The following is a 14083-nucleotide window of genomic DNA, read 5'->3' as shown; positions in this document are numbered from 1 at the left end:
GGCGGGATTTTCTCCTGATAAAAAAAAATTTTCGCTTGCCCCCTTGAAGGGAGAAAACCCCATCCCCATCTCTCTGGTCACTAGCCGGTAAACCGTTCACGGGCCGGCGCCACCCATAACTGATAAAGACTTTCTCAAAGGAGAGCTATCAATGAGTATTCGTCCGTTACATGATCGTGTGATCGTCAAACGTAAAGAAGTTGAATCCAAATCTGCTGGCGGCATCGTACTGACCGGTTCCGCAGCGGGTAAATCAACTCGTGGCGAAATCATCGCTGTCGGTAAGGGTCGCATCCTGGACAACGGTACCGTACAGCCGCTGGACGTGAAAGTTGGCGATATCGTCATTTTCAACGATGGCTACGGTGTTAAATCTGAGAAGATCGACAATGAAGAAGTGTTGATCATGTCTGAAAGTGACATCCTGGCGATTGTTGAAGCTTAATCCGCGAACGACACTGAACATACGAATTTAAGGGAAAGAGAAAATGGCAGCTAAAGACGTAAAATTCGGTAACGACGCTCGTGTGAAAATGCTGCGCGGCGTGAACGTACTGGCAGACGCAGTAAAAGTTACCCTCGGTCCGAAAGGCCGTAACGTGGTTCTGGATAAATCTTTCGGTGCCCCAGCTATCACTAAAGATGGTGTTTCCGTAGCACGTGAAATCGAGCTGGAAGACAAGTTCGAAAACATGGGCGCGCAGATGGTGAAAGAAGTTGCCTCTAAAGCGAACGACGCTGCAGGTGACGGTACGACTACTGCGACCGTACTGGCTCAGTCCATCATCACTGAAGGCCTGAAGGCTGTTGCTGCGGGTATGAACCCGATGGATCTGAAACGTGGTATCGACAAAGCTGTCGCTGCTGCGGTTGAAGAACTGAAAGCCCTGTCCGTACCGTGCTCCGACTCTAAAGCGATTGCTCAGGTTGGTACCATCTCCGCTAACTCCGACGAAACCGTAGGTAAACTGATCGCTGAAGCGATGGACAAAGTCGGTAAAGAAGGCGTGATCACCGTTGAAGACGGTACCGGTCTGCAGGACGAACTGGACGTAGTTGAAGGTATGCAGTTCGACCGTGGCTACCTGTCTCCTTACTTCATCAACAAGCCGGAAACGGGCGCAGTAGAACTGGAAACGCCGTTCATCCTGCTGGCTGATAAGAAAATCTCCAACATCCGCGAAATGCTGCCGGTTCTGGAAGCCGTTGCGAAAGCAGGCAAACCGCTGCTGATCATTGCTGAAGATGTTGAAGGCGAAGCGCTGGCTACCCTGGTCGTTAACACCATGCGTGGCATCGTGAAAGTGGCTGCGGTTAAAGCACCTGGCTTCGGCGACCGCCGTAAAGCTATGCTGCAGGATATCGCGACCCTGACCGGCGGTACCGTTATCTCTGAAGAGATCGGTATGGAGCTGGAAAAAGCGACCCTGGAAGATCTGGGCCAGGCAAAACGCGTTGTGATCAACAAAGACACCACCACCATCATCGATGGTGTGGGCGAAGAAGCGGCAATCCAGGGTCGTGTAACCCAGATTCGCCAGCAGATCGAAGAAGCAACTTCTGACTACGACCGTGAAAAACTGCAGGAGCGCGTAGCGAAACTGGCAGGCGGCGTTGCAGTCATCAAAGTGGGTGCTGCTACCGAAGTTGAAATGAAAGAGAAGAAAGCACGCGTTGAAGATGCCCTGCACGCGACCCGTGCTGCGGTAGAAGAAGGCGTGGTTGCTGGTGGTGGTGTTGCGCTGATCCGCGTAGCATCCAAACTGAGCGAACTGCGTGGTCAGAACGAAGACCAGAACGTGGGTATCAAAGTTGCGCTGCGCGCAATGGAATCCCCGCTGCGTCAGATCGTTCTGAACTGCGGCGAAGAACCGTCTGTTGTCGCTAACACCGTGAAAGCGGGTGACGGTAACTACGGTTACAACGCTGCAACTGAAGAATACGGCAACATGATCGACATGGGTATCCTGGATCCGACTAAAGTAACCCGTTCTGCTCTGCAGTACGCGGCTTCTGTTGCGGGTCTGATGATCACCACCGAGTGCATGGTAACCGACCTGCCGAAAGGCGATTCCGCTGACTTAGGTGCTGCTGGTGGTATGGGCGGCATGGGCGGAATGGGCGGCATGATGTAATTTAATCTTCATACTTCAAGCCGCAGGTTCGTTGGCTGCAACTTGAATTATTTGATTAAATACGCATCTCGCGAAAAATGAGAAACCCCCGGGCAGAAATGTCCGGGGGTTTTTCTTTTGGTCATCTTTTTAGTATATGATTCAGCTACGGACAAAACGTCCAGCGCATTGATTATGGGGAATAACATGCACGTGAAATATTTAGCAGGGATCGTTGGTGCCGCGCTACTGATGGCGGGTTGTAGCTCCAGCAACGAACTGAGTTCAGCCGGACAAAGCGTACGCTTCGTTGAAGAGAAGCCAGGTGCCGAGTGCCAGCTGATTGGTACCGCAACAGGTAAGCAGAGCAACTGGCTTTCTGGTCAGCACGGCGAAGAGGGCGGCTCTATGCGCGGCGCGGCGAACGATCTGCGTAACCAGGCTGCGGCAATGGGCGGTAATGTGATTTATGGTGTAAGCAGCCCATCACAAGGTATGTTGTCGAGTTTTGTCCCAACCGCCAGCGAGATGATTGGTCAGGTTTATAAGTGCCCTAATTGATAAACGCTGTTGATGCCGGATGGCGACGCTGAAGCGTCTTATCCGGCCTACGGTACACATAAGCGTAGGCCTGATAAGCGCAGCGCCATCAGGCATTCTGCGCTTTACTGGCAGACTGTAGGCGTAAATGATGCAGCGCGCGCAGGCACTGATCCTGTGTCAGCTTTTGTGTTTTATCCCCCGTGAGTGTTCTGACAAACACTTTGCACGGTACACCGGCCAGTTTTTTTAGCCGTGGGCTGAAGTCGATAAGCCGACGAGAGATCGCTTCTACGTCTTTATCATCCGAAGGGGCTCGAGTTTTCACCACTGAACCACAGAACCGAACTTTCCCTGCTTTGTCTTTATAGCGATAGATGACAGCCAGATAATGATTAAACAGATTATGTTTCCATTCTGATTGTGTATAGGCATCGTATTCAAGATTATCGTTATCCAGGCAATCAATGTCGTATAGAGGCAGGAAATCTAATAACGATGTGATACGCAGTGCTAATTCGCGCATCCCTGCATTATTTATTGCGTGAATAATTGCATGTGCCAGTACCGTAATTTGTAGTTCATTAATTAATAGCTCACAAACTCGACCATTATGCAGTGTAAGAGAGAGTGTTAAGTTTTCGCCTTCGTCGCTTACTAATGCCAGTGAATTTATCCGACGATTAATATCCGCATTTTTAAGTTCATCCTCCTGCATTAATGGCATGTTTTCATGCATTTTTTGACTGACTTTGTCACGTGCTTTTTCATACTGCAGACGCGCATCCTCGCCCAAAAGGTGCTTGGTATGCAATCTGCTCTCCAGCGCGATAAGCAGGTCTCGTAGCCCTAATGGTGACAGAAAAAACAGCGACTCTTTATTTCTGGGTTCCTTTATCTTTAATGCCAGCGCAATGAACTCATTTTTTTGACGAATAATGCCCGTATTAATACCTTTAATCGTTATAGCCACGGCGGTTCTCTCTCTCACCTAATATTCAACGGAAAACTAAATATTGATCTATTTATATGATTTATAAATATATTAAAAGATAGCTATCGCTAAAATAACATAAATTAAAAGTCAGAGAAGGACTGAATAAATTGAAATTATATTATTTGGCAGTGAGTGTCCGAAAACGGACACTCATTTGGATTATTGCTGACGTAATTGCAGATCCAGCGGTGTTTTACTGGGCTCTCCGCCAATTTCACGCGCCAGTTTGGGGACCATATAGCCAGACACCAGCGTCAACAGTTCTCGCATGATTTGACGCGCTTCATCGTCGCTGACCATAAAGTGTGCGGCCCCTTGCACCTTATCCAGCACGTGCAGGTAATAGGGCATCACGCCGGCATCAAATAGCGCGTTGCTAAGATTCGCCAGCGTCTGGGCGTTATCGTTCACGCCGCGCAATAACACGCTTTGGTTGAGCAGTGTGACGCCAATCCGACGCAGTTTTGCCATCGCCTGACGAAATGTCTCATCAATTTCGTTGGCGTGGTTAATGTGATTCACCAGCAGAACTTGCAGAGAAGAGTGAGCAAAACGCTCGACCAATCCGTCGGTAATTCGCGCCGGGATGACAATCGGCAAACGGCTGTGAATACGCAGGCGCTTAATATGTGGGATGGCTTCCAGTTGCGTGAGCAACCAGTCCAGTTCGTGGTCTTTGGCCATTAACGGATCGCCGCCGGAGAAGATAATCTCATCCAGCTCCGGGTGCGCCGCGATGTAATCTAATGCAATCTGCCAGTTACGCTTATTCCCCTGATTATCGGCATAAGGGAAATGGCGACGGAAGCAGTAGCGACAGTTGACCGCGCATCCGCCTTTTACCAGCAGCAACGCCCGATTGCGATACTTATGTAGTAATCCCGGCACGACGCTGTGCTGTTCTTCCAGCGGGTCGGTCGAGAATCCTGGCGCGGCGACAAATTCATCTTGGGAGGTGAGTACCTGGCGCAGCAGCGGATCGTTGGGGTTGCCTTTTTCCATCCGCGCGATAAACGATCGCGGGACGCGCAGGGCAAAAAGACGTTTTGCCTCACGACCTGCGAGCATATTTTCATCAGCGTCTATATTCAAAAGACGTAATAGTTCATCCGGATCGGTGAGAACATCGGCAAGTTGTACTAACCAATCTTCTCTGGATGGGGTGTTTAGGGTTACAATATGCGCCATTTTGTGGCTAAGCTACCAGTTAACAATTTCAGAGGGCCTTATGGCGACTTACTATAGCAACGATTTTCGTGCCGGTCTTAAAATCATGATGGACGGCGAACCTTATGCGGTTGAAGCCAGTGAATTCGTTAAACCGGGTAAAGGCCAGGCTTTCGCGCGCGTTAAGCTGCGCCGCCTGCTGACCGGTACTCGTGTAGAGAAAACCTTCAAATCCACCGACTCCGCTGAAGGCGCAGACGTTGTAGATATGAACCTGACTTACCTGTACAACGACGGTGAGTTCTATCATTTCATGAACAACTCCACTTTCGAACAGCTGGCTGCTGACGCGAAAGCGGTAGGCGATAGCGCTAAATGGCTGTTGGATCAGGCTGAGTGCATCGTGACCCTGTGGAATGGTCAGCCTATCTCCGTGACCCCACCGAACTTTGTTGAGCTGGAAATCGTTGAAACTGACCCGGGTCTGAAAGGTGACACCGCGGGTACGGGTGGCAAACCAGCGACGCTGTCTACCGGCGCAGTTGTTAAAGTTCCGCTGTTCGTACAGATCGGCGAAGTGATCAAAGTGGATACGCGTTCAGGCGAATACGTTTCCCGCGTTAAGTAATACATCCTATTTGATCGATGGCGCAGGCTGCTGCGCCATACTTTTCCAGGGCAGGAATGATGAAACGTCTTCTCGGTCTTGTAATGCTTATCCTGTTCACCAGCACACTCCTGACGGGCTGTAATACCGCACGTGGCTTCGGTGAAGACATCAAACATCTTGGTAATTCCATCTCTCACGCGGCCAGTTGAGCCTGTCATATTGTCTTAAAAATATGCGTTTTTCCGTCATCCTTCCGGATCTTGTCTATCATTAAGTAGCTATACACAAACAATATTGGCTAGAAAAGGAAGACGTTATGGTTAAAAAGACAATTGCAGCGCTCTTTTCTGTGTTGGTTCTTTCTTCAGTGTTGACTGCGTGTAATACAACAAAAGGTGTTGGGCAGGATATTTCTGAAGGCGGTAGCGCAATCTCTGGTGCAGCGACAAAAGCTCAGCAATAATCATGAACGGTACGACGCTCTGTCGTACCGTTAATTCATTTTCTCGGGTAGCGACAGAAACGGTGAAAAGCGGTTTCCTAAATGCAGCTTGATGCGAATGTTGCGTTTATAGGTGTAAACCGTCTTGCCATGAATGCCGAGTGCCGAGGCTATCGCAGTGTTACTCACGCCATCCATCCACATCGACAGTACTTTCTCTTCCTGCGGCGTAAGCAGCGGTGTCGCGTTTTTAGTGGTCTTTAGCGCAGGACGAACGCAGAGAGCATCCTGAATACTGTCTGACAACTCAGAGAGCGTAGTGCGTTTGGATAATACCGAATGGACGGCGTATTGCGGGTTGTGAGCGGGTACAGGCTTTCTGTCTCCTGATTGCAGTAAAATCAGGGGGATCAGACCACAGCTCATAAAAAAAGGCGCAATCGGCGGACTGGCATGTACATCGCTGAGAAAACCATATAAATCCGCGATCACCAGATGCGGTTTCCACTGCGAAATATGTTCTTTTGCCAGTAAGAGGTTATTGATTCCTGATACCAGAAACGACGAATTAAACCTACCAGAATGATTAAGCAAGGCCTCGACCCCTGTACGGGTAAAGTGGCACCGGTCAATCACTAAAATTTTATGCATAAACTTTTCGCATTCAGAAGTGGGGAAAACGGCTTCCTGACTTCAGAAAGCCATTTATCATAGATAAGACCAATGGCAGCCAAATGCGGGAACTACGCTGCTATTTGTGCTCAATTCTTGCTTTAAGCAGGCAATGGATAAAAATGTTGAAATTCATTTTCTTTCGGGCAAAAATGCTTTTTCATAGTTCAGCGTTGTAGGACGACCTGCAAACGCTTCTCTCACCGGGGACGGCCCCATTGTTATTCTGGAGCCTGATATGTCCTGGATCGTTTTATTGATTGCTGGCCTGCTTGAAGTCGTATGGGCAATTGGCCTGAAATATACCCACGGTTTTACCCGTCTGACGCCGAGCATTATTACCATTGTGGCCATGATCGTCAGTATCGCCATGCTTTCCTGGGCGATGCGAACGTTGCCCGTTGGAACAGCTTATGCGGTCTGGACCGGTATTGGTGCGGTAGGGGCGGCTATTACCGGTATCCTGCTGCTGGGGGAATCCGCCGGTCCGGCACGTTTGCTGAGTCTGGGTCTGATTGTCGCCGGAATTATTGGTCTGAAGCTCAGTACCCACTAAGCGCCAGGCTGTTTTACCCAAATTAGCTTGTTCACTTCAAACCCTTCCCGGGCCGCGACTGCCAGCATTTGCTGTTTCATCTCGTCTGAAATAGTGGGGGTACGTGAGAGGATCCACAGGTAGTCGCGATCCGGGCCACAAACCAGCGCGTGGCGATACTCCCGATCGAGAGCAATCACGTTATACCCACCGTAGAATGGACCGAAGAACGACACCTTCAGCGCCGCTCGCGTAGGATCACCAGTGAAATAAGCCTTGCCTTCCGTTTTTTGCCACATGCTTCTGTCGGGGTTGTAGCCTTTGTTGATGACGTTGATACCACCATCATCACGTAGGCTGTAGGTGGCCGTGACTTTATCCAGTCCTCGTTCGAAGCGATGATCGAAGCGCGCGATTTCGTACCAGGTTCCGAGATAGCGTTTAGCATCAAAGTTATTGACAACGGTCACGCCTGCTGGTGGCGTAGGGGAGCTGCAAGCGACAACCAGAAATGCAGCCGTAATGGCAGCAACTACAGGCAGCAAGCGCATAGGATTTTCCTTTTAAGGTTTTTCCTAAGTGTAGAACCTGGCGGGGAATTAAGGGAAGAGAGAGCGAAAAAACGCCCTCTTACCGGATGATAAGAGGGCGGAGCGATTAGATGGTCAGAATACCAATCGCCGTTACAACGGTCAGGATCGCAGCCAGACCGTAGAATACCCACTTGCCAGCTGGCACGTGGATTTTCAGGTCATGCATCGCGTGGTGCATACGGTGTAAACCACACCACAGCGGCAGAACGATCATCAGGAACAGGAACGCACGTCCGATGAAGCTCTGAGCAAATGCCAGTACGCGTTCATAGCTGAAAGCATCAGGAACAAAGCCCAGCGGCAGCATAATGCCTACCAACAGGATCATCACCGGCGCAATGATAGCGCTCCACATACCGCCTGCACCAAACAGGCCCCAGAATACGGGTTCGTCAGAGCGTTTTGGATTTGGATTAATCATTCCGGACTCCTTACCAGAACAGGGCAACAAACAGTATTACTACTGTCGCAACCACAGTAACTGCCCAGAGACCTTTGATGATCGGCTCTGGCCCCATTTTTTCGTCTTTTACGATGATGTTGGCAGCTTTTGGCGCCAGCTCAAACCAGGTTTTGGTATGCAGCAGCGCTGCAGCCAGGGCGATAATATTAAGAATTACCACCACCGGGTTTTGTAAAAAGGCGACAAAACCCATCCAGGACTCTGCACCATGCTTGAGTGCAAACAGGCCGATAATCAGTTCAATGCTGAACCAGACTGCCGGAACTGCCGTGCCTTCACGCAGCATGTAAAAACGATAAAATGGCAGTTTTTTCCACCAAGTGGACGTCATTGGCCGCACATAGGCTTTGCGTTTAGTCGTCATCGTGCACTCCTTAGCGTGGTTTCAGGGTAGCGATAAGAAAGTCTTTTGAACTTTCAACTTTACCCTGCTGAATGGCCGCAGCCGGATCGACGTGTTTCGGGCAGACTTCGGAGCAGTAGCCCACGAAAGTACAGGACCAGACGCCGTTCGGGCTGTTCAACTGAGCCATACGCTCCTTCTTACCGTGGTCGCGGCTATCTTCGTTATAACGATGCGCCAGGGTGATTGCAGCCGGTCCAATGAACTCTGGGTTCAGGCCGAACTGCGGGCACGCGGCATAGCACAGACCACAGTTGATGCAACCGGAGAACTGATGATACTTCGCCATCTGCGCCGGAGTCTGGGTGTTTGGACCCTGATCCGGAGTACGCGGGTTACCAATGATGTACGGCTTGATCGCTTCCAGGCTTTCGATAAAGTGCGTCATATCGACGACCAGATCGCGTTCGATCGGGAAGTTGCCCAGCGCTTCAACCTTCATACCGTTGGTGTATTCACGCAGGAAGGTTTTGCACGCCAGTTTAGGCACGTTGTTGACCATCATGCCGCAGGAGCCGCAGATTGCCATACGGCAGGACCAGCGGTAGCTCAGGTCCGGTGCCAGGTTATCTTTGATGTAACCCAACGCATCCAGTAGAGATGTGGTTTCATCATAAGGAACTTCATAGAAAGCACTGTGCGGCGCGGTATCGGTTTCCGGGTTATAGCGCACCACCTCAACTTTCAGGTTTTTCATCTCAGCCATTCGCCTTCTCCTTCTTATCGGCTGCTTCCGCTTCGCCACCGTACATACGTTTAGCTGGCGGCAGAGTGGTGATTTTCACGTCGCTGTATTCCAGGCGAGTTGTGCCGTCAGCATCACGGAAGGCGAGAGTGTGTTTGAGGAAGTTAACGTCATCACGCTCGGTGCAGCCTTCATCCAGACGCTGGTGCGCGCCGCGGGATTCTTTACGTGCCAGCGCAGAGTGCGCCATACATTCAGCAACGTTCAGACCATGACCCAGTTCGATGGTGTACAGCAAGTCGGTGTTGAAGACGCTGGAGGTATCGGTGATACGTACGCGCTTGAAACGTTCCTGCAGTTCGGCCAGTTTATCAACGGTTTTCTGCATGAGTTCCGGCGTACGGTAGATACCGCAACCTTCTTCCATGGACAGACCCATTTCGTCGCGGATTTTGGACCAGTTTTCGTTACCTTCCTGGTTCACCAGATCTTTCAGACGTTTTTCAACGCCAGCAACCTGTGCGTCGAGTGCGGCACCGTTTGCTGCGCCTACCGTTGCAGCGCGTTCTGCTGCACGTTCACCCGCCATGCGGCCAAAGACCACCAGTTCTGCCAGAGAGTTAGAACCCAGACGGTTAGCGCCATGCAGACCAACAGAGGAACATTCACCAACGGCGAACAGACCTTTAATGCGGGTTTCACAGTGCTGATCGGTTTCGATACCGCCCATGGTGTAGTGCGCGGTCGGACGTACCGGGATCGGTTCTTTAACCGGATCGACACCCACGTAGGCTTTCGCCAGTTCGCAGATGAACGGTAAGCGCTCGAGCAGTTTTTTCTCACCGAGGTGACGCAGGTCGAGGTAAACCACATCGCCACGTGGTGTGGAAATGGTGTTGCCTTTACGCCATTCGTGCCAGAAGGCCTGAGAAACTTTGTCGCGCGGACCCAGTTCCATGTATTTGTTCTTCGGCTCGCCCAGTGGGGTTTCCGGACCCATGCCGTAGTCCTGCAGATAGCGATAGCCATCTTTGTTGACCAGAATACCGCCTTCACCGCGGCAGCCTTCGGTCATCAGGATACCGGAGCCTGGCAGACCAGTCGGGTGATACTGAACGAATTCCATATCACGCAGCGGAACGCCGTGGCTCAGTGCCATACCCATACCGTCGCCGGTAACGATGCCGCCGTTGGTGTTGTAACGGTACACACGGCCAGCGCCGCCTGTTGCCATGACAACCGCATTAGCACGGATTTGCATCAGCGTGCCTTCCATCATGTTCATCGCAACCAGGCCGCGAGCCTGACCGTCATCAACCAGGATGTCCAGGACGAAGTGTTCGTCGAAGCGCTGAATTTGCGGGAACTGCAAAGACGTTTGGAACAGCGTATGCAGCATGTGGAAGCCGGTCTTATCCGCGGCAAACCAGGTGCGCTCAATTTTCATACCGCCGAAGCGACGTACGTTGACGCTACCGTCTTCACGACGGCTCCATGGGCAACCCCATTGTTCCAGTTGCGTCATTTCAGTTGGGCAGTGGTGGACAAAGTAATCCACGACATCCTGCTCACACAGCCAGTCTCCGCCAGCTACCGTATCGTGAAAATGGTAGTCAAAGCTGTCATGATCCTGCGCGACAGCAGCAGAGCCGCCTTCAGCAGCAACGGTATGGCTGCGCATTGGGTACACTTTTGAGATCAGTGCGATTTTAGCGTTGGGATTTGCTTGTGCGGCAGCAATTGCAGCACGTAATCCCGCGCCACCGGCGCCTATAATGGCAAGATCGGCTTGAAAGGTTTGCACGACATTCCTCCAGATTGTTGTTATTTCATCCCCGCCCGTAATCAGATGCTTCATCTGAGTCAAACGGGTTATGAACGCGTTTCCACTGCTCCTTTATAGGTACAATAGTATAGTCTCAGGGAGGAGCGGGAAATTTGACGTGTTCGATTTTTTTAGCGTATCACAGGGGGGAATTATCATTGATTTTGATTAATTTAATTACTAAACCACCCAATGTTGCTTTTTTTATCAACTTGTCCGTGTTTGTTATTCCCTCCCGAAATTTGTCTCGCTAACGCGTTACGAGTAGACTTCGTGCCCTTGTCTTAAATCGGAGAAACAACCATGAGCGAAACGGCAACCTGGCAGCCGAGCGCGTCCATCCCCAATCTGTTAAAACGTGCAGCAATTATAGCGGAAATCCGCCGCTTTTTTGCCGACCGTGGCGTGCTTGAGGTTGAGACACCTTGTATGAGTCAGGCGACGGTTACGGATATTCATCTGTTCCCGTTCGAAACGCGTTTCGTTGGCCCGGGTCATTCTCAGGGCATGAACCTCTATTTGATGACCAGCCCGGAATACCATATGAAGCGCCTGCTGGTGGCAGGGTGTGGTCCGGTCTACCAACTGTGTCGCAGTTTCCGTAACGAAGAGATGGGGCGTCACCATAACCCCGAGTTCACCATGCTCGAGTGGTACCGTCCTCATTACGACATGTACCGTCTGATGAATGAAGTGGATGATTTGCTCCAGCAAGTGCTGGACTGCTCTCCGGCGGAAAGCCTCTCTTATCAGCAAGCCTTCCAGCGTCATCTTGAAATCGACCCGCTGTCAGCGGATAAAACACAGTTGCGCGAAGCGGCGGCTAAGCTGGATCTCAGCAATATCGCGGACACCGAAGAAGACCGGGATACCTTGCTGCAACTGCTGTTTGCGATGGGCGTCGAACCGCACATTGGCAAAGATAAACCGACGTTTGTATATCATTTCCCGGCCAGCCAGGCGTCGTTGGCGCAAATCAGTACTGAAGACCACCGCGTGGCCGAACGTTTTGAGGTGTACTACAAAGGTATTGAGCTGGCGAATGGTTTCCATGAGTTGACCGATGCACGCGAGCAGCAGCAACGCTTCGAACAGGATAACCGCAAACGAGCCGCCCGTGGCTTACCGCAACAGCCTATCGATAACAATCTGCTTGAAGCGCTAAAAGTTGGGATGCCGGATTGCTCAGGCGTGGCGCTGGGCGTCGACCGTCTGGTTATGCTGGCACTGGGGGCCGATAGCCTCGCTGATGTTATCGCCTTTACCGTCGATCGTGCGTAATTCACGTCTCCGCATTGCAAAGTGGCGCATAGTCGTCACTTTGTAGCATCTTTTTTCATTTCCCCTCTAATAGCCACAATTTAACTCTGGAATTTTGTTAGCATTCAGGTATCAATCCTGTGTTGATTTTCTTATTGCTGATCTCTGCAAGGGGGCAGTATTCACCGGTGAGTGGTGTTTGATAAACACTCTCCAGAGTAAGGGATAGTTTAATGACCCAAACAATAAAAAAGATGAGCCTGACTGGTCTCATCCTGATGATATTTACGTCTGTTTTTGGATTTGCTAATAGCCCCTCGGCTTTCTATTTAATGGGATACAGTGCCATTCCATGGTATGTATTTTCTGCATTATTATTCTTTATCCCATTTGCCTTAATGATGGCTGAAATGGGGTCTGCCTATCGGAAAGAAGAGGGTGGGATCTATTCGTGGATGAATAATAGCGTCGGACCTCGTTATGCGTTTATCGGCACCTTTATGTGGTTCTCTTCCTACGTTATCTGGATGGTGAGCACCGCGGCGAAAGTCTGGGTGCCTTTTTCCACCTTTATATTCGGCGCGGATATGACGCAGACCTGGCGTATCGCCGGGTTTGAGCCCACGCAGGTCGTCGGACTGCTTGCTGTTGGCTGGATGGTGTTGGTGACTGGCGTAGCGTCACGGGGTATTAATAAGATTGCTCGCATTACGGCGGTTGGCGGAATTGCCGTCATGTGTCTTAATTTAGTTCTGTTGTTAGTGAGTATCGCTATTTTGTTATTAACCGGTGGCCACTTTGCACAGGATATTAATTTTGTCTCTTCACCGAATCCGGGATATCAGTCCGGTCTGGCCATGCTGTCATTTGTGGTGTTTGCTATTTTTGCCTATGGCGGAATAGAAGCCGTGGGTGGACTGGTTGATAAAACAGAGAAACCTGAAAAGAACTTCGCGAAAGGCATTGTCTTCGCGGCGATTGTCATTTCAGTGGGTTATTCGCTGGCCATCTTTTTATGGGGCGTGAGTACCAACTGGCAGGATGTATTAAGTAATAGTTCAGTGAACTTGGGTAATATTACTTATATCCTGATGAAGAGTTTGGGGATGACGCTGGGCCATGCGCTGCATCTTTCACCTGAGGCGGCAATCACTACGGGCGTCTGGTTTGCGCGTATTACCGGCCTGTCTATGTTCCTTGCTTATACCGGGGCATTTTTCACGCTCAGCTATTCGCCGCTGAAAGCGATTATTCAGGGGACGCCAAAAGCACTGTGGCCTGCACCGATGACCAGACTGAACGCTATGGGGATGCCGACGACGGCGATGTGGATGCAGTGTCTGCTGGTGAGCCTGTTTATTCTGCTGGTGTCGTTTGGCGGCGATACGGCCTCAGCGTTCTATAACAAGCTGACGCTGATGGCGAACGTCTCGATGACGCTGCCGTATCTGTTCCTCGCGCTGGCGTTCCCTTTCTTTAAATCTCGCGTCGGTCTGGAAAGACCGTTTGTGATATTTAAAACCCGAGCCGCAACGCTACTGGCCACGAGTGTCGTGGTGCTGGTGGTGACATTCGCCAACGTGTTCACCATTATCCAGCCGGTGATTGAAGCTGGCGACTGGAGCAGTGCGCTGTGGATGACCGGCGGGCCGATTTTCTTCTCGTTGTTAGCCATGGCGATTTACCAGAACTACAGCCGTCGTATAGCCAATGAGCCTGAATGGGCGGTTGAATAAACGACCTGCCTAATCCGGCCTACTAAAGAAGCATCTTCGTA

17 protein-coding genes are annotated in these 14083 nt (G+C 50.8%); 9 read left to right on the top strand and 8 right to left on the bottom strand.

Features of this window, described 5'->3' with window-relative positions; genetic code table 11:
• Nucleotides 1-151: 151 nt before the first annotated feature.
• From M2374_RS12235 to M2374_RS12225, 3 genes are all read left to right on the top strand, one after another.
• Nucleotides 152-445 (top strand): co-chaperone GroES, encoded by a 294-nt coding sequence (locus M2374_RS12235; protein WP_000027827.1) that lies wholly within the window; start codon nucleotides 152-154, stop codon nucleotides 443-445.
• A gap of 43 nt (nucleotides 446-488) precedes the next feature.
• Nucleotides 489-2135 (top strand): chaperonin GroEL, encoded by a 1647-nt coding sequence (gene groL, locus M2374_RS12230; RefSeq protein ID WP_096758608.1) that lies wholly within the window; start codon nucleotides 489-491, stop codon nucleotides 2133-2135.
• 186 nt (nucleotides 2136-2321) lie between these two features.
• The gene (locus M2374_RS12225; protein WP_042999161.1) at nucleotides 2322-2675 is read left to right on the top strand and encodes a DUF4156 domain-containing protein; all 354 of its coding nucleotides are present in this window, start codon (nucleotides 2322-2324) and stop codon (nucleotides 2673-2675) included.
• Nucleotides 2676-2763: 88 nt separating this feature from the next.
• Here M2374_RS12225 and yjeJ read toward each other — a convergent pair whose 3' ends face one another.
• A complete protein-coding gene (yjeJ, locus tag M2374_RS12220; RefSeq protein ID WP_137400507.1) occupies nucleotides 2764-3627 on the bottom strand; it encodes a YjeJ family protein in 864 nt (287 codons plus the stop codon).
• A 183-nt stretch (nucleotides 3628-3810) separates the two neighbouring features.
• The gene (gene epmB, locus M2374_RS12215) at nucleotides 3811-4839 is read right to left on the bottom strand and encodes an EF-P beta-lysylation protein EpmB (protein WP_096758606.1); all 1029 of its coding nucleotides are present in this window, start codon (nucleotides 4837-4839) and stop codon (nucleotides 3811-3813) included.
• A 40-nt stretch (nucleotides 4840-4879) separates the two neighbouring features.
• On the opposite strand from epmB, the gene efp reads away from it, so the two are divergent.
• The 3 genes from efp (at nucleotide 4880) to ecnB (ending at nucleotide 5891) form a co-directional block, all read left to right on the top strand.
• On the top strand, nucleotides 4880-5446 hold the full coding sequence (gene efp / locus M2374_RS12210; protein WP_096758605.1) for an elongation factor P: 567 nt from the start codon (nucleotides 4880-4882) through the stop codon (nucleotides 5444-5446).
• Between the two features lie 56 nt (nucleotides 5447-5502).
• On the top strand, nucleotides 5503-5637 hold the full coding sequence (ecnA, locus tag M2374_RS12205; RefSeq protein ID WP_043018154.1) for a lipoprotein antitoxin entericidin A: 135 nt from the start codon (nucleotides 5503-5505) through the stop codon (nucleotides 5635-5637).
• A gap of 107 nt (nucleotides 5638-5744) precedes the next feature.
• Complete coding sequence (gene ecnB / locus M2374_RS12200; protein WP_096758604.1) at nucleotides 5745-5891, top strand: lipoprotein toxin entericidin B; 147 nt, start codon at nucleotides 5745-5747, stop codon at nucleotides 5889-5891.
• A gap of 30 nt (nucleotides 5892-5921) precedes the next feature.
• Here the strand turns inward: ecnB and M2374_RS12195 are convergent, their stop codons facing one another.
• A complete protein-coding gene (locus tag M2374_RS12195; RefSeq protein ID WP_096758603.1) occupies nucleotides 5922-6521 on the bottom strand; it encodes a helix-turn-helix domain-containing protein in 600 nt (199 codons plus the stop codon).
• A gap of 259 nt (nucleotides 6522-6780) precedes the next feature.
• Between M2374_RS12195 and sugE the strand changes: the two genes are divergently transcribed.
• The gene (sugE, locus tag M2374_RS12190; protein ID WP_181688544.1) at nucleotides 6781-7098 is read left to right on the top strand and encodes a quaternary ammonium compound efflux SMR transporter SugE; all 318 of its coding nucleotides are present in this window, start codon (nucleotides 6781-6783) and stop codon (nucleotides 7096-7098) included.
• Here the strand turns inward: sugE and M2374_RS12185 are convergent.
• From M2374_RS12185 to frdA, 5 genes are all read right to left on the bottom strand, one after another.
• Entirely contained in the window at nucleotides 7095-7628 is a 534-nt protein-coding gene (locus M2374_RS12185; protein WP_181624928.1) for a lipocalin family protein, read from the bottom strand. The genes sugE and M2374_RS12185 overlap by 4 nt on opposite strands.
• Nucleotides 7629-7734: 106 nt before the next feature.
• Entirely contained in the window at nucleotides 7735-8091 is a 357-nt protein-coding gene (gene frdD / locus M2374_RS12180; RefSeq protein ID WP_003025535.1) for a fumarate reductase subunit FrdD, read from the bottom strand.
• 10 nt (nucleotides 8092-8101) lie between these two features.
• Nucleotides 8102-8497 carry a fumarate reductase subunit FrdC gene (gene frdC / locus M2374_RS12175; RefSeq protein ID WP_003025537.1) on the bottom strand — a complete coding sequence of 132 codons (396 nt, stop codon included), beginning with the start codon at nucleotides 8495-8497 and terminating at the stop codon, nucleotides 8102-8104.
• A gap of 10 nt (nucleotides 8498-8507) precedes the next feature.
• Entirely contained in the window at nucleotides 8508-9242 is a 735-nt protein-coding gene (gene frdB, locus M2374_RS12170; RefSeq protein WP_096758601.1) for a fumarate reductase iron-sulfur protein, read from the bottom strand.
• Nucleotides 9235-11025, bottom strand: coding sequence for a fumarate reductase (quinol) flavoprotein subunit (gene frdA / locus M2374_RS12165; protein WP_117342443.1), 1791 nt, complete (start codon nucleotides 11023-11025; stop codon nucleotides 9235-9237). Before frdA ends, frdB begins: the two co-directional genes overlap by 8 nt.
• A 324-nt stretch (nucleotides 11026-11349) precedes the next feature.
• Between frdA and epmA the strand changes: the two genes are divergently transcribed.
• Nucleotides 11350-12327, top strand: a complete 978-nt coding sequence (gene epmA / locus M2374_RS12160) for an elongation factor P--(R)-beta-lysine ligase (RefSeq protein WP_096758600.1) — start codon at nucleotides 11350-11352, stop codon at nucleotides 12325-12327.
• 212 nt (nucleotides 12328-12539) lie between these two features.
• Nucleotides 12540-14042, top strand: coding sequence for a glutamate/gamma-aminobutyrate family transporter YjeM (yjeM, locus tag M2374_RS12155; RefSeq protein ID WP_181688543.1), 1503 nt, complete (start codon nucleotides 12540-12542; stop codon nucleotides 14040-14042).
• The last annotated feature ends 41 nt before the right edge of the window (nucleotides 14043-14083 follow it).

The sequence above is a fragment of the Citrobacter sp. JUb117 genome (genome assembly GCF_024809055.1).
GTDB lineage: Bacteria > Pseudomonadota > Gammaproteobacteria > Enterobacterales > Enterobacteriaceae > Citrobacter > Citrobacter gillenii.
This window is presented reverse-complemented; position numbering and strand designations above follow the sequence as displayed.